At 73.3% G+C, this 17830-nt stretch carries 13 protein-coding genes; 8 read left to right on the top strand and 5 right to left on the bottom strand.

Translation table 11 applies throughout. The features are described from left to right. Positions 1-23 precede the first annotated feature (23 nt). From EDF38_RS12295 to ileS, 3 genes are read right to left on the bottom strand one after another with little or no spacing between them, the layout of a single operon-like run. Positions 24-473, bottom strand: coding sequence for a DUF4233 domain-containing protein (locus EDF38_RS12295; protein ID WP_123355655.1), 450 nt, complete (start codon positions 471-473; stop codon positions 24-26). Continuing rightward, entirely contained in the window at positions 470-1867 is a 1398-nt protein-coding gene (locus EDF38_RS12290) for a folylpolyglutamate synthase/dihydrofolate synthase family protein (protein WP_123355654.1), read from the bottom strand. Before EDF38_RS12290 ends, EDF38_RS12295 begins: the two co-directional genes overlap by 4 nt. Continuing rightward, positions 1864-5100 (bottom strand): isoleucine--tRNA ligase, encoded by a 3237-nt coding sequence (gene ileS, locus EDF38_RS12285; RefSeq protein ID WP_123355653.1) that lies wholly within the window; start codon positions 5098-5100, stop codon positions 1864-1866. The genes EDF38_RS12290 and ileS overlap by 4 nt, the downstream gene beginning before the upstream one ends. Before the next feature lie 273 nt (positions 5101-5373). Here ileS and EDF38_RS12280 point away from each other — a divergent pair, with 273 nt between their 5' ends. Continuing rightward, complete coding sequence (locus EDF38_RS12280; RefSeq protein ID WP_123355652.1) at positions 5374-6387, top strand: cation diffusion facilitator family transporter; 1014 nt, start codon at positions 5374-5376, stop codon at positions 6385-6387. A 114-nt stretch (positions 6388-6501) separates the two neighbouring features. Beyond that, positions 6502-7032: a GtrA family protein gene (locus tag EDF38_RS12275; RefSeq protein WP_199734713.1), complete on the top strand. Its 531-nt coding sequence runs from the start codon at positions 6502-6504 to the stop codon at positions 7030-7032. A 13-nt stretch (positions 7033-7045) separates the two neighbouring features. Here EDF38_RS12275 and EDF38_RS12270 read toward each other — a convergent pair whose 3' ends face one another. Beyond that, positions 7046-7681 carry a TetR/AcrR family transcriptional regulator gene (locus EDF38_RS12270; RefSeq protein WP_233572421.1) on the bottom strand — a complete coding sequence of 212 codons (636 nt, stop codon included), beginning with the start codon at positions 7679-7681 and terminating at the stop codon, positions 7046-7048. A gap of 102 nt (positions 7682-7783) precedes the next feature. Here EDF38_RS12270 and EDF38_RS12265 point away from each other — a divergent pair, with 102 nt between their 5' ends. From EDF38_RS12265 to EDF38_RS12250, 4 genes are read left to right on the top strand one after another with little or no spacing between them, the layout of a single operon-like run. Beyond that, on the top strand, positions 7784-9436 hold the full coding sequence (locus tag EDF38_RS12265) for an ABC transporter substrate-binding protein (protein WP_123355650.1): 1653 nt from the start codon (positions 7784-7786) through the stop codon (positions 9434-9436). Beyond that, positions 9414-10409: an ABC transporter permease gene (locus tag EDF38_RS12260; RefSeq protein ID WP_123355649.1), complete on the top strand. Its 996-nt coding sequence runs from the start codon at positions 9414-9416 to the stop codon at positions 10407-10409. The genes EDF38_RS12265 and EDF38_RS12260 overlap by 23 nt, the downstream gene beginning before the upstream one ends. 5 nt (positions 10410-10414) lie before the next feature. Then, complete coding sequence (locus tag EDF38_RS12255; RefSeq protein ID WP_233572453.1) at positions 10415-11263, top strand: ABC transporter permease; 849 nt, start codon at positions 10415-10417, stop codon at positions 11261-11263. Next, a complete protein-coding gene (locus tag EDF38_RS12250; protein ID WP_199734712.1) occupies positions 11260-13059 on the top strand; it encodes an ABC transporter ATP-binding protein in 1800 nt (599 codons plus the stop codon). The genes EDF38_RS12255 and EDF38_RS12250 overlap by 4 nt, the downstream gene beginning before the upstream one ends. 112 nt (positions 13060-13171) lie before the next feature. Here the strand turns inward: EDF38_RS12250 and proP are convergent, their stop codons facing one another. Then, on the bottom strand, positions 13172-14707 hold the full coding sequence (gene proP / locus EDF38_RS12245; protein WP_123355647.1) for a glycine betaine/L-proline transporter ProP: 1536 nt from the start codon (positions 14705-14707) through the stop codon (positions 13172-13174). A gap of 219 nt (positions 14708-14926) precedes the next feature. Between proP and valS the strand changes: the two genes are divergently transcribed. Beyond that, positions 14927-17551 carry a valine--tRNA ligase gene (gene valS / locus EDF38_RS12240; protein WP_233572420.1) on the top strand — a complete coding sequence of 875 codons (2625 nt, stop codon included), beginning with the start codon at positions 14927-14929 and terminating at the stop codon, positions 17549-17551. Then, positions 17551-17811, top strand: coding sequence for a hypothetical protein (locus EDF38_RS12235; RefSeq protein ID WP_123355645.1), 261 nt, complete (start codon positions 17551-17553; stop codon positions 17809-17811). The genes valS and EDF38_RS12235 overlap by 1 nt, the downstream gene beginning before the upstream one ends. The last annotated feature ends 19 nt before the right edge of the window (positions 17812-17830 follow it).

Raw genomic sequence — 17830 nt, 5'->3', positions numbered from 1 at the left:
CCGGTGGGCGGCGCGGTCGGCGCTCAGGCCCGGTCCGACGCCTCACCGTACCGGGCGGCGTTGAGGCGGTCGAGCTGGGTGCCCTTGACGAGGCAGTAGGTCCAGATCGCGACGAAGAGCGCCGCGACGACCCACATGACCGGGTCGAGCAGGCCGCAGGCCACGAGCCCGGCCTGCACCACCCAGCCGAGGGCGATGCCCCAGCGCCAGCGGAGCGTCCGCGACACGAGCATGATCAGCACGATGGCCGCGATGCCCCCGCCGAAGGCGACGCCGGTCGGCAGGATCCCGCGGCCGTTGACGACGAGCATGACGAAGAAGAGCGACATCGCCTCGAGCACGAGCACGATCGACAGCAGGCTCTCGGCCGCCCCGCGTCGGCGCGCGGGGCGCCTCCCCCGGCCGCCGCGCGCACCGGGAGCGCCGGGACCGTCGCCGGCAGGCGGACCGTCCGGAGGCGCGGTGTCGGTCACGAGAGCCCCCCGGGCGCCTGCGCCAGGGCCAGCACGTCGCCGACCAGGGTGATCGACCCCGTGACGACGACGCCCCCGGGCTCGTCGCCCTCGGACTCCTCGGCCAGGTCGCGGGCCGTCCGGAGGGCGGCCGTGAGGTCGGTCTCGACGACGACCCGGTCGGCGCCCACGACGCCGACCGCGATCGCCGCCAGCTCGTCGGCGTCGACCGCCCGGTCGGAGGCGCTGCTCGTGACGACGAACTGCTGCACCGTTCCCGACAGGGCGCGCACGATCCCGGCCGCGTCCTTGTCGCCGAGCACGGCGATGACGGCGACGACCCGGCCGAACTGGAAGTAGTCGTCGATCGCCTTCGCCAGGGCGCGGGCGCCGTGGGGGTTGTGGGCGGCGTCGACGAGGATGGTCGGCTCGTTCGCGACGATCTGCAGGCGGCCGGGCGAGGTGGCCGCGGCCAGCCCCTCGGCGAGCACCTCGTGGTCGAGGGCCTGCGAGCCGCTCCCGAGGAACGACTCCACGGCGGCCACCGCGACGGCGGCGTTCTGCGCCTGGTGGTCGCCGAAGAAGGGCAGGAGGAGGTCGTCGTAGCGTCCGGCGAGGCCGCGGATCGTGACGAGCTGACCGCCGACGGCGAGCACCGTCGACTCGACGCCGAACGCCGTGCCCTCCACCGCGAGCGACGACTCGGTGAGGTCGGCGGCCCTCCGGAGCTCGGCCAGCGCCTCCTCGGTCTGCGAGGCGCTGACGACGCTCGCCGCGGGCTTGACGATGCCCGACTTCGTGCGGGCGATCTCCTGCACCGTCGAGCCGAGGCGGGCCATGTGGTCGAGCGCGATCGGCGTGAAGACCGCGACCTGGCCGTCGGCGACGTTCGTGCTGTCCCACTCGCCGCCCATGCCGACCTCGAGCACGACGACGTCGGCCGGGGCGTCGGCGAAGCACGCGAAGGCGAGCACCGTGAGCGCCTCGAAGAACGTCAGCGGCTGCTCGCCGGCCGTCTCGAGCTCGGTGTCGACCATCGTCAGGTAGGGCTGGATGTCGTCCCAGTTGGCGACGAGGAGCTCGTCGCTGATCGGCTCGCCGTCGACGACGATGCGCTCGTTGAGCCTCACCAGGTGCGGGCTCGTCATGAGGCCGGTGCGCAGGCCGTACGCGCGGAGCACGCTCTCGATCATGCGGCTCGTCGAGGTCTTGCCGTTCGTGCCCGTGACGTGGATCACGGGGTAGGCGCGCTGCGGGTCGCCGAGCAGCTCGGCGGCCCGGCGGGTGGCGCCGAGACGGGGCTGCGGGGCCTGCTCGCCGACGCGGGCGAGCAGCTCGTCGTAGACGCGACGGGCGCCCTCGGCGAACTCGCCGCCCTCGGGCCCGGCGTCGGGGTTCTTCTTCTTCGGGCTCATGCTCGCCGCACCTCCACGGTCAGGGCGGAGCCGGCGCCGACCGCGACGGCCGTGTCGGGAGCGACGGCCTCCTCGCGGAGCTCGACGCGCAGCTCGGTGGTCAGGGTCTCGCCGGTGATGAGGTCGCGGTGGGCCTCGACGGCCTCGGCCGCGGCGCGGTCGGTGGTGAGGGTCGTCACGACGCGGTCGCCCACGTCGAGGCCGGCCTCCTTGCGGGCCTGCTGCACGGCACGCACGACGTCGCGGGCCAGCCCCTCGGCCTCGAGCTCGGGCGTGGTCGCCGTGTCGAGCAGCACGAAGCCGCCGTCGCCGACGAAGCCGATCGCGGCCGTGGGGTCGGCCACGGCCAGCTCGAGCGTGAACTCGCCCGGCAGCAGCTCGACTCCCCCGACGACGACGTTGTCGCCGGCGGGCTGCCAGTCGCCCTTCTTGGCGGCCGGGATGACCTGCTGGACCTGCTTGCCGATGCGGGGCCCCGCGGCCCGGGCGTCGACGCGGAGGCGACGGGTCACGCCGAACGTGCCGAGCGCCTCCTCCGAGAGCGGAACGAGTGCGACGTCCTTGACGTTGAGCTCGTCGCGGAGGATCTCGCGGAACGAGTCGAGCCCGGTGGTCTCGGGGACGACGACGGTGAGCCGCGCGAGCGGCAGGCGCACCCGCAGCCCGGTCGACTTGCGGAGCGCGAGGCCGGCCGACGCGATCGAGCGCACGGCGTCCATCGCGTCGACGAGCGCTTCGTCCGCGGGGAAGGCGGAGGCGTCGGGCCAGTCGGTCAGGTGGACGCTGCGACCGCCGGTGAGGCCCTTCCAGACCTCCTCCGAGACGAGCGGCGCGAGGGGCGCCGCGACCCGGGTGACGGTCTCGAGCACGGTGAAGAGCGTGTCGGAGGCGTCGTGGTCGTCGCCCGCCCAGAACCGGTCGCGCGACCGGCGCACGTACCAGTTCGTCAGCACGTCGGCGAAGTCGCGGAGCGCGGCGGCGGCCAGCGGGGAGTCGAGGGCGTCGAGGTGGCCCTGCACCTCCTCCACGAGGCGGCGCGTGCGCGCGAGCAGGTAGCGGTCGAGCACGTCGGTCGAGTCGGTGCGCCACTGCGGCTCGCGCCCGGCGTCGGCGTAGAGCGAGAAGAAGTAGTAGGTGCTCCAGAGCGGCAGGAGGAACTGCCGGACGCCCTCGCGGATGCCCTCCTCGGTCACGACGAGGTTGCCGCCGCGGATCACCGAGCTCGACAGGAGGAACCACCGCATGGCGTCGGCGCCGTCGCGGTCGAAGACCTCGCTGACGTCGGGGTAGTTGCGGAGGCTCTTCGACATCTTCTGCCCGTCGGAGCCGAGCACGATGCCGTGGCTGATGACGTTCGAGAAGGCCGGGCGGTCGAACAGGGCCGTCGAGAGCACGTGCATGACGTAGAACCAGCCGCGCGTCTGCCCGATGTACTCGACGATGAAGTCGGCGGGGGCGTGCGTCTCGAACCAGTCCTGGTTCTCGAACGGGTAGTGCACCTGCGCGAACGGCATCGACCCGCTGTCGAACCAGACGTCGAAGACGTCCTCGATGCGGCGCATGGTGCTCTGCCCGGTCGGGTCGTCGGGGTTCGGGCGCGTCAGCTCGTCGATGTAGGGGCGGTGCAGGTCGGGCTCGCCCTGCTCGTTCACCGGCAGGCGGCCGAAGTCGGCCTCCATCTCGGCGAGCGAGCCGTACACGTCGGTGCGCGGGTACGCGGGGTCGTCGCTCCGCCACACGGGGATCGGCGAGCCCCAGTAGCGGTTCCGCGAGATCGACCAGTCGCGCGCGCCGGCCACCCACTTGCCGAACTGGCCGTCCTTGACGTTGTCGGGCACCCAGGTGATCTCCTGGTTGAGCTCGCCCATGCGGTCGCGGATCTCGGTGACGCGCACGAACCAGCTCGAGACGGCCTTGTAGATCAGCGGGTTGCGGCAGCGCCAGCAGTGCGGGTAGCTGTGCTCGTAGCTCGCGAGGCGCACGAGGCGCCCGTCGGCGCGCAGGCGCTGCACGAGCGTCTTGTTGGCCTCGAAGACCTGGAGGCCGGCGACGCCGAGCTCGTCGAACATCGGCAGGAATCGGCCGTTGTCGTCGACGGAGACGATGACCGGGATGCCGGCCGCGGCGCAGACCAGCTGGTCGTCCTCGCCGTAGGCGGGCGCCTGGTGCACGATGCCCGTGCCCTCGCCCGTGGCGACGTAGTCGGCGACCAGGATGCGCCACGCGTTCTCGGTGCCCCAGGTCTCGGTGTCGGCGTAGACGTCCCAGATGCGGTCGTACTCGACCCCGCCGAGCTCGGCGCCCGTGAAGGTCGCGGTGACGGCCTCGGCCGCCGCCTCGGGAGAGTCGTAGCCGAGGTCGCGCGAGTACGCGGCGAGCGTGTCGGCCGCGAGCAGGAAGACGCTGCCGGTGAGCAGCTGCTGGTCTCCGGTGCGCTCGCCGGGCAGCAGCGCGTGCGGCACCGTGACGTACGAGATCTCGGGACCCACGGCGAGCGCCATGTTCGTCGGCAGGGTCCACGGGGTCGTCGTCCAGGCGAGCGCCTCGACGCCGGTGAGCCCGAGCGCCTCGGCCTTCGCGCCGACGAGCGGGAAGGCGACGGTGACGGTCTGGTCCTGACGCATCTTGTAGACGTCGTCGTCCATGCGCAGCTCGTGGTTCGAGAGCGGGGTCTGGTCGTGCCAGCAGTACGGCAGCACGCGGAAGCCCTCGTAGGCGAGCGACTTCTCGTGCAGCTGCGCGAACGCCCAGAGGACGCTCTCCATGAAGGTCGCGTCGAGCGTCTTGTAGTCGTCCTCGAAGTCGACCCAGCGGGCCTGGCGGGTGACGTAGGCCTGCCACTCGTCGGTGTACTGCAGCACCGACGCGCGGGCGGCCGCGTTGAACGCGCCGACGCCCATCTCGTCGATCTGGCCCTTCTCGGTGATGCCGAGCTGGCGCATCGCCTCGAGCTCGGCGGGCAGGCCGTGCGTGTCCCAGCCGAAGCGGCGGTGCACCTGCTTGCCGCGCATGGTCTGGTACCGCGGGAAGGCGTCCTTCGCGTAGCCGGTCAGCAGGTGCCCGTAGTGCGGCAGGCCGTTGGCGAAGGGCGGCCCGTCGTAGAAGACCCACTCGTCGCGTCCCTCGCGGGCGCGGATCGACTCCTGGAAGGTGTCGTCGCTCTCCCAGAAGGCGAGGACGGCCTTCTCGACGTCGGGGAAGCGGGGCGAGGCGGGAACCGGCGGGCGGGCCATGGTGTCTCCAGGGTGATGCGGTCGGCCACGAGGACGACCCGGCGAGCTCCTCGACCGGACGCGGTACCACCCCGCTTGCCGCCCCGCGCGGGGGCGACCACTCTGCTGCGGCTGTGACGGGCCTGACCCGCTCGGTTCTACTGACGACGAGCCCCGAGGGGCACGCCGCGTTCTTCCGAGAGCTCCCCGGTGATGGCCGGATCGACGCAGGCCCCCATCCTACGCGTCGAGGAGGCGCGGCGCGATCGGTGCAGGCAGTGCAGGATCGACGTCATGACCACGCACCCCCCGGCCTCCGCCGGCCGCCCCCCGCAGCCCTCGGGCACGCCGTCGACCCCTCCGGAGGCGTCGGGCCCGAAGCCCGAGAGCTCGCTGACCGTCGTCATCGCCTTCCTCGCGAACCTGCTCGTGGCCGTGGCCAAGACGGTCGCCGCCTTCCTGACCGGCTCGGCCTCGATGGTCGCCGAGTCCGCCCACTCCTGGGCCGACACCGGCAACGAGGTCTTCCTCTTCGTCGCCGACAAGCGCGGGGTCAAGAAGAGGGACGTCGACCACCCGCTCGGCTACGGCAAGGAGACCTACGTCTGGTCGATGTTCGCCGCCTTCGGCCTCTTCACGGTCGGGGCCGTCGTGTCGATCCAGCACGGCATCTCCCAGCTCGGCGCCGCCGAGGAGGCCGAGGACTACCTCGTCAACTACGTCGTGCTCGCCGTCGCCTCCGTGCTCGAGGGCGTCTCCTTCACCCAGGCCTTCCGCCAGGCGCGGGGCACCGCGAAGGACCGGCAGCTGCCGACCCTCCGCTTCGTGCTGCGCAGCTCGAACTCGACCCTGCGGGCCGTCTTCGCCGAGGACGCCGCCGCCCTCGTCGGCCTCGTCATCGCCTTCCTCGGCATCCTGCTGCACCAGCTGACCGGCTCGGCGGTGTTCGACGCGGTCGGCTCGATCCTCGTCGGCGTGCTGCTCGGCGTCGTCGCCCTCGTCCTCGTCGACCGCAACCGGCGCTTCCTCGTGGGCGAGAGCCCCAGCGACGAGCTCGAGGCGACGGTGCTCGACCGCCTGCTCTCGCGCCCCGAGATCGACCGCGTCACGTACCTCCACACCGAGTTCGTCGGCCCGGGGCGCCTCTACCTGGTCGCGGCGGTCGACATGCGGGGCGACGAGCGCGAGGAGCACGTCGCCGTCGCCCTCCGCCGCGTCGAGCGCGAGCTCGAGGAGCACGACGCCGTCGAGGAGGCGGTGCTCACGCTCTCGACGCCGGACGAGCCGAGCCTCCCCCTGCGTCGCTGACCGCCCCCGACGCCGCAGCCGGGCGAGCCCTGCCGACGACGGGCGATGGCCGGACACCGAGTGCGGCGTGCCCCGGTGCGGCTGGCTCATAGGGGGCCGAGGTACCGTGGGGCAGTGCACGCTCTGATCCGACTGGCCAAGGCCAATCCCTCCGCCCTGCGGTTCCTGGTCGTCGGCGGCATCGGCTTCGTCATCACCATGGTGATCAACTACGGGCTGAAGCTCTTCGTGATCCCCCAGCACCCGGTCACGGCCCTGGCGATCGGCATCATCGTCGCCACCGTCGTCTCGTACTGGATGAACAAGAAGTGGTCCTTCGACGACCGCGGCGAGCGCCACACGGCGCACGAGATGCTGCTCTTCGTCGTCGTCAGCGCGATCGGCGTCGGCCTCAACTCGGCGCCCCTCTACCTCTCGCGCTACGGCTTCGGCCTCGAGGTGCCGAACGTCAGCCGCACCACGATGGAGGTCGCCGACTTCGTCAGCGGGCCGATCATCGGCACCCTCATCGCCATGGTCTTCCGCTACTGGGCGATGAACAAGTGGGTCTTCCCGAAGGCGGCCGAGACGCCCGACGCCGTCGACGTGCTCGCCCCCGGCGTCACTCCCCCGACGGCGCCGACGCCGACGGTCCCCAGCCGCTAGCCCGCACGACGCGTCAGCGGTCGAGCCCGTCGGCCACGGGCTCCAGGGCGACCGCCACCACGTCGCCGAGATCTCCCCGCGAGACCCCGGCGCGGGCCCAGGCCGTGACCGCCGCCCCCGCGGCCGCCAGCAGCACCGCGGCGGCGGCCGAGGGACCGAGGTCGTCGGCCCGGCCGCCCGTCCGCTCGGCGAGGTACGCCGCCACCGTCGCCTGCAGCCGGACGAAGCGCACCGCCGCCGACGCGACGAGGTCGTCGCCGAGGCGCATCGCCTCCGACTGCGTGAGCGCCCACGGCACCCGGTCGCGGTCGTGGTCGCGGCCGACGCCGACGAGCGCCGCCTCGACCGCCCTCACGGGCGACAGCCCCGAGGAGGCGCGCAGCCGGTCGCCCAGGCCCGCCAGCGCCGCGTCGAGGTCGAGCCAGAACAGGTCGGCCTTCGCGTCGACGTAGTTGAAGAAGGTGGCCCGGCTGACGCCCGCCCGCTGCGCGATCTGGTCGACCGTCGTGCGCGCGTAGCCGTTCTCGAGGAAGAGCTCGGCGGCGGCGTCGGCGAGCACGTCGCCGGAGGAGCGCCGCGGGCGCCCGCCGCGGGCGGCGGCCCGGGGCGTCGCGGCGTCGTCGTCGGTCGGGGTCACGACGACCATCATGGCGCTAGACTCCCTGACGGGCTTGTTGGACTCGGTACAGAAAGAGACCGAGCGATCGTCAGCCCTCCCCGACCACCTCACCGCCCCCGCCTCCGGAGCCCCATGTCGCCGCGCCTCCTGCCCTCCCGTGCCCTGTCGACCGCGGCGCTCGCCGCCGCGGCCGTGCTCGCGCTCACCGCCTGCACGAGCGGCGGCGCCCCCGACGCCGACGCGACGCCCGTCGAGGGCGGCACGCTCACCTACGCGACGGGCGACGCCGAGCCGACCTGCCTCGACCCGCACGTCGGCGGCAACTACCCGCAGGCGCTCGTCGCGACGCAGTACGCCGAGTCGCTCGTCTCGACCGACTCCGACGGCGCGATCATCCCGTGGCTCGCGACCGAGTGGCAGGTCGCCGACGACGGGCTCAGCTGGACCTTCACGCTGCGCGACGACGTCTCGTTCACCGACGGCACGCCCTTCGACGCCGAGGCCGTCGCGGCGAACGTCGCCCACGTGCAGGACCCCACGACGCTGTCGTCGACCGGCTACCTCGCCCTGGCGAAGGTCACGGGCGTCGAGGCCGTCGACGAGCACACCGCCCGCTTCGACCTCAGCGCCCCCGACAGCGCCCTGCTCGAGTCGCTCAGCCAGCCCTGGCTCGCGATGGAGTCGCCCGAGGCGCTCGGCCGCTCGCAGGAGGAGAACTGCGAGTCGCCCGTCGGCACGGGCCCCTTCGTCGTCGACGAGTGGACCAAGCAGCAGCAGATCACCTTCACCCGCAACGACGACTACGTCTCGCCGCCCGCCGACGCCGGACACGACGGCCCGGCGCACCTCGAGTCGGTCGTCTGGCGCTTCATCCCCGACTCCGCGGCGCGCTACGCCGCCCTCCAGGCCGGCCAGGTCGACGTCATCGACAACGCGCAGCCCGACACCCTCGTCGCGGCCGCGTCCGACGACCAGCTGACGGAGATCGACGCGCCGCGACCCGGTGCCTCCAACCGGCTCGAGCTCAACTCGGGCAAGGCGCCCTTCGACGACGAGCGGGTGCGCGAGGCGTTCATCCGGGGCATCGACGTCGACGACGCCGTCGACTCGCTCTTCTTCGGGACGGCCGAGCGCTCGTACTCGCCGCTGTCGAGCGTCGAGCCGCTGGCGTACGGCGACCCGTCGCTCTTCGAGGTCGACGCCGACGCGGCGGGCGACCTGCTCGACGAGGCCGGCTGGTCGCAGCGCGACTCCGACGGCTACCGCACGAAGGACGGCACGCGCCTCTCCCTGACCTTCCCGGTCAGCACGAACCAGTCGATCCCCGCCGAGCAGTCGCTCTTCGAGCAGATCCAGGCGGGCGCGAAGACCCTCGGGTTCGAGGTCGTGCTGCAGCCGCTCGACCTGTCGAGCTGGTACGGCGCCCTCGCGTCGGACGACTACGACCTGGTCAGCGCCCCGTACACGAAGGTCGGACCCGACGTGCTGCGCATCCTGTTCGACTCGTCGGGCATCACTCCCGCGCCGAGCGGGTACTTCGCCAACCACGCGCAGCTCTCCGACCCGGCGCTCGACGACCTGCTGCAGCGGGCCACCGAGACGACCGATCCCGACGAGCGGGCCGACCTCTACCAGCAGGCGCAGCAGGTCGTCCTCGACAGCTACACGGTGCTGCCGCTCTACGACCAGCAGAACCACTACCTCGTCCGCTCGTCGGTGACCGGCGTCCGCGCCCTGCCGCCGGTGTCGGCCGTCACGCTCTATGACGCCTCCCGCACCGACTGACCGGGCGACGCCGACCGCCACCCGGAGGCGCGCCCGCCTGACCGCGGCGCTCCGGTGGACGACGGGTCGGCTGGTGGGCGGGCTGGTCGTCCTCTGGGCCGTGGCGACCCTGATCTTCTTCGCCATCCGCCTCGTGCCGGGCGACCCTGCCGAGGCGATCCTGGGCGGGCCCGGCTCGCAGGCGTCCGACGAGGCGATCGCGCTGGTCCGCGAGCAGTACGGGCTCGACCAGCCCCTGCTCGTGCAGTACCTCGCGCAGCTCGGTCGGCTGGCCACCGGCGACCTCGGCACCTCGTACTCGCTCCGCACCGGGGTGGCCGGACTGCTGCTCGACCAGCTGCCCGGCACCCTGCTGCTCGCCGTCGCCTCGCTCGTCGTCGCGTGGGCCATCGCCCTCGGCACGGCGTGGTGGGCGACGCTCGGGGGCCGCGTCGCGGCGGCGGTCTCGTCGACGCTCGAGATCGTCGCGTCGGCCGTTCCGCACTTCTGGCTGGCGAGCGTGCTCGTGCTCCTGCTCAGCACCCAGCTCGGGCTGCTGCCGCCGGTCAGCACGGGCACGCCGGCCGGGCTCGTCATGCCCGTCGTCACGCTCGCCGTGCCCGTCGCGGGGTTCCTCGGGCAGGTGACCCGCGACTCGCTGCTCGACGCCGCCGCCGCGCCGTTCGCCGTCTCGGCCCGCGCCCGGGGCGAGTCGCGCTCGGGGCTCTTCCGGCGGCACCTGCTGCGGCACGCGGCGCTGCCCGGCCTCGCGCTGTCGGGCTGGGCGTTCGGCTCCCTGCTGAGCGGGGCGGTCGTCGTCGAGTCGGTCTTCGCCCGCCCGGGCCTCGGCCGGACCCTGCTCGGCGCCGTCACCCTCCGCGACATCCCGCTCGTGACCGGGGTCGCCCTGGTCTCGGCCCTGGCGTACGTCGTCGTCGTCGCGCTCGGCGACCTCGCCGAGCGGGCCGTCGACCCGAGGGAGCGCGCGACGTGACGAGCCTGCCCACGCTGCCCCGCGCCTCCCGCCGGGGCCGCGTCCGCGTCGTCGAGCTCGTCGCGGCGGCGGTTCTGCTGCTGATCGTGGTCGCCGCCGTCGCGCCCGGCCTGCTCGCCCCCGCCGACCCGCTCGCGGTGTCGCCCCGGGACGCCTTCGCGGCGCCGTCGCTCGCCCACCCCTTCGGCACCGACGAGTCGGGGCGCGGCATCTGGACCCGGGTCGTCCACGGCGCCGGGGCCTCCCTCGCGATCGGCGCCCTCGCGACCGTGATCGGCACGGGCCTCGGCGTGCTGCTGGGGCTCGCGGCCGGCTTCGGCGGGGGCGCCCTGCCCGGACGGCTCGCCGACGCCGGGGTCAGCCGCCTGCTCGAGGTGCTCTTCGCGCTGCCCGGGCTGCTGCTCGCGCTCGTCGTCATCGCCTTCACCGGGCCGGGAGCCGTGCCGGCCACGATCGCCGTCGGGCTGGCGACGGCCCCCGGGTACGCGCGCATCGTCCGCAGCCAGGTGCGCCGCGTGCGCCGCTCGGCCATGGTCGAGGCCGCCGTCGTGCTGGGTCGGCGCCCTGGCTCCGTCCTGACGCGACACGTTCTGCCCAACGCTCTCGCCCCGGTCGTCGTGCTCGTCACGCTCGGGCTCGGCCAGGCCGTCGTCTGGGCGTCGTCGCTGAGCTACCTCGGGCTCGGGTCGCCGCCGCCCGCGCCGGAGTGGGGCGCGATGCTCGCGGCCGGGCGCACCTACGTGCAGGTCGCGTGGTGGATGACCGTCTTCCCGGGGATCGCCGTCGTCGTCACGGCCGCCGCGGCCACGGTGCTCGGGCGCGGGGCCGCCCGCCGTGGTCGGAGCGTGTCGTGAGCGCCGCCCCGCTCGCTGGCTCGCGGCTCGCCGGCTCGCCGCTCGGCGCCCCGCTGCTCGAGGTCGAGGGCCTGCGCGTGTCGTTCGGCCAGGGCGAGGTCGTCTCGGGCGTCTCGTTCACGGTCGCGGCCGGCGAGTGCGTGGCGCTCGTCGGCGAGTCGGGGTCGGGCAAGAGCGTCACGGCCCGGTCGCTGCTCGGCCTCAGCGGCGGTCGCGTCGCGGCCGACCGGCTCGTGCTCGGCGGCACCGACCTGCTCGAGCTCCGCGAGGCGGCCTGGCGGCGGGTGCGCGGCCCGCAGGTGGGCCTCGTGCTGCAGGACGCCCTCGTCTCCCTCGACCCCCTCCGCCCGATCGGCCGCGAGATCGACGACGCCCTCCGCCTGCACACCCGCCTCACGCCGCGACAGCGCCGCGAGCGCGCGATCGAGGCCCTCGTCGAGGTCGGCATGCCCGACGCGGAGGCGCGGCTCGGCCTCCGCTCGGGAGAGCTGTCGGGCGGACTCCGCCAGCGCGCGCTCATCGCGGCGGCGCTCGCGCTGCGGCCCGGCCTCATCGTGGCCGACGAGCCCACGACCGCCCTCGACGCGGAGGTGCAGCGCGTCGTCGTCGACCGGCTCGCGGCCCTCCGTGACGGCGGGACGGCGGTGCTGGCGATCAGCCACGACCTCGGCGTCGTGCGCCGGCTGGCCGACCGGGTCGTCGTCATGCGCGACGGCGTCGTGGTCGAGCAGGGGCCGACCGGCGCGGTGCTCGGCGCGCCGCAGCACGACTACACGCGACGCCTGCTCGCGGCGTTGCCGCGCGACGTGGCGCGCGGCGCGCGTCTCGCTCCCGGCGCCGGCGCGGGTGCCGGCGCCGTTGCTCCTGCTCCCGCTCCCGCTTCCACTCCCTCCCCCACCATGAACCGCGTTCCGAGCGATGAACCGCGAAGCTTCGCGGTTCATCGCTCGGAACTCGGTTCGACGCGGGGAGAGCCGGCAGCTGCCGCGCCGGCCGCGCCGGCCGCGGCAGCCGCGTCGGCGGCGCCGACCGACCGGCCGGTCGTGCTCGCGGCGCACGGGCTGCGGCGCGTCTTCCCGACGCGCGGCGGGTCGCCGCGGGTCGCCGTCGACGAGGTCTCGCTCGAGCTGCGCGAGGGCGAGACGCTCGGCCTCGTGGGCGCCTCCGGGAGCGGCAAGACGACGACCGCGCGCCTCCTGCTGGGCCTCGACGAGCCGGACGCGGGCACGGTCTCGCTGCTCGGCGAGCCCTGGGCTCCGCTGGCCGAGCGGGCGCGGCGGGCTCGACGTCCGCAGCTCGGGGCGGTGTACCAGGACCCGGCGAGCTCGTTCGACCCGCGGTGGCCGGTCGGCCGCCTGCTGGCCGACGCGGTCACCGCGGGGCGCACCACGCGCCTCCGGTCGGTGGAGGGCGAGGTCGCGAGGCTGCTCGCGCGCGTGGGGCTCGAGCCCGGCACGGCCGAGCGCAGTCCGGCGTCGCTCTCGGGCGGGCAGCGGCAGCGGGTGGCGGTGGCGCGCGCGCTCGCCCCCGGGCCGCGCGTGATCGTGTGCGACGAGCCGGTGTCGGCGCTCGACGTCTCGGTGCAGGCCCAGGTGCTCGACCTGCTCGACGACCTGCAGCGGGAGGACGGCCTCGCGTACCTGCTCATCTCGCACGACCTCGACGTGGTCGGGCACATGTCGGACCGGGTCGCGGTCATGCAGCACGGCCGCGTCGTCGAGGAGGGCGTGACGACCGAGGTGTTCGGGCGACCGGCGCACGAGTACACGCGCGCCCTCCTGGCCGCGCGGCCCTGACGGCGAGGCCGCGGGGGGAGGCGCGCCTGCACCCCGCGGACACGCGGAGACCCCCCGGCGCGCGCAGGGGTGCGCGCGGCTCCGGGGGGTCTCGTCGGTCGAGCCGGGCCCGTCAGGCCTTGGCGGGCTCCGACTCGTCGGCGGGCGCGTCGGGCTTGATGACGGTGATCGGCCCGGACTCGGCGAAGGCGAGCGCCCAGTCGGACTTGGCGACGTCGCTCGACTCGTCCGAGTAGGCGGCGATCAGCTCGCGGGCCTCGTCGTCGGTGGCGACGGTCGGGCCGGAGCCGAGCAGCGGCTCGTTCGCGGTCTCCTTGGTGAACCAGACGGCCACGAGGCCGATGACCGCGGCGGCCATGAGGTAGAACGCGGGGATGTCGTGCGCCCAGCCGAAGCCGCGGCCCTCCGCCCAGACGACCAGCGCCTCCGTCGCGAGGGGCGTCGTGCCGCCGAAGAGCGAGACGGACACGTTGAACGCGATGGCGAGGGCGCCGTAGCGGATGATCGTCGGGAACAGCGCGGGCAGCGTCGAGGGCATCGTCGACGTGAACGTGACGAGCACGAGGCCGAGCACGAGCAGGCCGGCGAACGAGAGCACGCCGTTGTCGCTCTGCACCATGCGCAGCGCCGGGAACGACAGCACCAGGAACCCGATGCAGCCGGCGAACAGCACCGGCCGGCGACCGAAGCGGTCGCTGAGGCGCCCGCCGAACGTGATGACGAGCATCATCAGCACCATCACGACGATGATGAACAGCAGCCCGCTCGTCGCGTCTCGGCCCAGGGTGTTCGACAGGTAGGTCGGCATGTACGAGAGCAGCATGTAGTCGGTCACGTTGAAGACGAGCACGAGTCCGACGCAGACGATCAGGGCGCGCCAGTTCTCGCGGAACAGCGTGAGGAACGGCACCTTCTGGTGCTCGCGCTCCGACGCCTCCGCCTGCTGCTTCTGGAACGCGGGGGTCTCCTCGAGCTTGAGGCGGAGGTAGAGGCCGATCAGGCCGAGGGGCCCGGCGACGATGAACGGGATGCGCCAGCCCCAGCCGAGCAGCGCCTCCTCGCTCAGGCCGAGCTGCAGGGCCGTGACGAGCGACGCGCCGAGCACGTAGCCGCCGAGGGTGCCGAACTCGAGCCACGAGCCCATGAAGCCGCGCCGCTTGTCGGGCGAGTACTCGGCGATGAACGTCGCCGCCCCGCCGTACTCCCCGCCGGTCGAGAACCCCTGCAGGAGGCGCGCCAGCAGCAGCAGGATCGGCGCCCAGATGCCGATGGTCGCGTACGACGGGATGAGGCCGATCGCGAGCGTGCCCGCCGCCATGAGGATCATCGTCATGGCCAGCACCTTCTGGCGGCCGATGCGGTCGCCGAGCGGGCCGAAGAAGGCACCGCCGATGGGCCGGACGACGAAGGCGGCCGTGAAGGTGCCGAAGGTGAAGAGGATGTTGAGCGCGTCGTTGCCGGGCGGGAAGAAGACCTGCGCGATCGTCGTGGTGATGTAGGCGTAGACGCCGAAGTCGAACCACTCCATGGCGTTGCCGAGGGCGGCGGCGCTGACGGCGCGCTTGAGCATGGACTCCTCGACGACGGTGACGTCGTCGGTGGTCAGTTGGCGTCGGGTGGACTTCGGCGGGTGCTTCTTGGCTGACATGGGATGCCTCCGGGTTGTCGGGCGGAGCACGACCGCGGTGTCGGGCAAAAACCGAACGAGACTAACAGCAAGTGGCATGTCAGTTCCAGTGCAGGCACCGCAACACTGCCCTGACCGCAGGTTTCCGTGCCCGACGACGGGCCGCGCGTAGACTGGCCCGGTCCCACAGCCAGGCGCCTCCCCACCGACACGGCGCCGTCCACAGAACCGGAGTGCCCCATGACGTCACCGATGCCCGAGAAGCCCGCTCTCGAGGGGCTCGAAGCCCGCTGGGGCCAGTCGTGGGAGGACTCGGGCACCTACCGGTTCGACCGCGGCCAAGCGACCCGCGCCTCCGTGTTCTCGATCGACACGCCGCCCCCGACCGCGTCGGGCAGCCTGCACATCGGCCACGTCTTCAGCTATACGCACACCGACGTCAAGGCGCGGTTCGAGCGCATGCGCGGCGCGAGCGTCTTCTACCCGATGGGCTGGGACGACAACGGCCTGCCGACCGAGCGCCGCGTGCAGAACTTCTACGGCGTGCGCTGCGACCCGTCGCTGCCCTACGACGCCGACTTCACGCCTCCCTTCGAGGGCGGCGACGGCAAGTCCGCCAAGGCCGCCGACCAGGTGCCGATCTCGCGCCGCAACTTCGTCGAGCTCTGCGAGCGCCTCACCGTCGAGGACGAGAAGCAGTTCGAGGACGTCTGGCGGAAGCTCGGCCTCTCGGTCGACTGGACCCAGAGCTACCGCACCATCGACGACCGCTCGCAGGCGATGGCGCAGAAGGCGTTCCTCCGCAACCTCGCCCGCGGCGAGGCGTACCAGGCCGACGCCCCGACGCTGTGGGACGTCACCTTCCGCACCGCGGTCGCGCAGGCCGAGCTGGAGGACAAGGAGGTGCCCGGGGCTTACCACAAGCTCGCCTTCCACCGCACCGACGGCCAGGGCGACGTGCTCATCGACACGACGCGCCCCGAGCTGCTCCCCGCCTGCGTCGCCCTGGTCGCCCACCCCGACGACGAGCGCTACCAGGCCCTCTTCGGCACGACGGTCCGCTCCCCCCTCTTCGACGTCGAGGTGCCCGTCCTGGCGCACCGGCTCGCGCAGCCCGACAAGGGATCGGGCATCGCGATGGTCTGCACCTTCGGCGACACGAACGACGTCGTCTGGTGGCGCGAGCTGCAACTGCCCAACCGCGCGGTGATCGGCTTCGACGGCCGGTTCGTCAGCGAGGCGCCCGCCGCGATCGAGTCGGAGGCGGGCCGCGAGGCCTACGCCCAGCTCGCCGGCAAGACGGTCTTCAGCGCGAAGCAGGCCGTGGTCGAGCAGCTGACCGCCTCGGGCGAGCTCGTCGGCGAGATCCGGAAGATCTCGCACCCCGTGAAGTTCTTCGAGAAGGGCGACAAGCCGCTCGAGATCGTCTCGACGCGTCAGTGGTACATCGTCAACGGGGCCCGCGACGAGGCCCTGAAGCAGTCGCTGCTCGAGCGCGGTCGCCAGGTGGGCTTCCACCCCGACTTCATGCGGGTCCGCTACGAGAACTGGGTCGACGGCCTGAACGGCGACTGGCTCATCTCCCGCCAGCGCTTCTTCGGCGTGCCCCTGCCGGTCTGGTACCCCCTCGACGCCGACGGCAACCCCGTCTTCGACGACGTCATCGTGCCCGACGAGGCCTCGCTTCCCGTCGACCCCTCGAGCGACCCCGCCCCCGGCTACGACGAGTCGCAGCGCGGCGTGCCCGGCGGCTTCCAGGGCGAGCTCGACGTGATGGACACGTGGGCCACCTCGTCGCTGACCCCGCAGCTGGCCGGCGGCTGGGAGGTCGACCCCGAGCTGTTCGACCTCGTCTTCCCGTACTCGCTGCGCCCGCAGGGCCAGGACATCATCCGCACCTGGCTCTTCTCGACGGCCCTCCGGTCGCAGCTCGAGCACGGCACGGTGCCGTGGCGGAACGCCTCGATCTCCGGCTTCATCGTCGACCCCGACCGCAAGAAGATGTCGAAGTCGAAGGGCAACGTCGTCACCCCGGCCGCGATGCTCGACGACCACGGCTCGGACGCGGTGCGCTACTGGGCGGCCTCGAGCCGGCTCGGCACCGACGCCGCCTTCGACCCGCAGAACCCGAAGCAGATCAAGATCGGCCGACGCCTGGCGATCAAGGTGCTGAACGCCGCCAAGTTCGTGTACTCGTTCGAGCTGCCCTCGGGCGAGCACGCGATCACCGAGCCGCTCGACCGCGACCTCGTGGCCGAGTTCGCCGCCGTGGCGACCACCGCCACCGAGGCCCTCGAGGCCTACGACCACGCCCGCGCGCTCGAGGCGACGGAGAAGTTCTTCTGGACCTTCTGCGACGACTACCTCGAGCTCGTCAAGGAGCGCGCGTACGGGGCCGCGACCCCCGCCGAGCAGGCCTCGGCCGTGCTGGCGCTCCGCACGGTCCTGGACGGCCTGCTCCGCCTCCTCGCCCCCTACCTGCCCTTCGCGACGGAGGAGGTCTGGTCGTGGACGCACGACGACTCGGTGCACCGGGCCGCCTGGCCGACCGTCGCCGAGCTCGGCGACGTGGCGCCCGCCTCCGGCCTGCTCGCGCTCGTCGGCGAGGCGCTGATCGGAGTCCGGCGGGCGAAGTCCGACGCGAAGGCGTCGCAGAAGACGCCCGTCGTGCAGGCGACGATCCAGGCCCCGGCGGCCCAGCTCGAGGTGCTGCGCGGCGCGATGTCCGACCTCGCCGCGGTCGGCAAGATCCAGTCGCTCGAGCTGGTCGAGGGCGACTCGCTCGCCGTCGCGAGCATCGAGCTCGGCGAGCTGCCCGAGGCCCCGGCCGCAGCGGCTCCCGTCGCCCCGGCGGCGGGCGCCTGATGCAGCTCGGCACCCGCTGGGCCGTGGGAGGCGCGGCGCCGGCCGCCCTCCCCGCCCCGGTCGTCGGGGCGGTCGCCCAGGTCGAGCGCGAGCTCGCCGAGCAGGGCGTCGACGCCTCGTCGTGGCGATGGACCCTCACGTGGCTCGAGCACCGGCCCGTCGTCGAGCTCGACGACGGGACCGTCATCCGGGTCGACGCCGTCACGGGTGAGGCGCACGTGCACGAGCCCGTCGACGGCGAGCTCGACGCCGACGACTAGCCCCGCGCCGACCGACCCG

This window comes from Frigoribacterium sp. PhB160, from assembly GCF_003751785.1.
GTDB lineage: Bacteria > Actinomycetota > Actinomycetes > Actinomycetales > Microbacteriaceae > Frigoribacterium.
The sequence above is the reverse complement of the archived record's forward strand: the minus strand, read 5'-3'. Positions and strand labels throughout refer to the sequence as shown.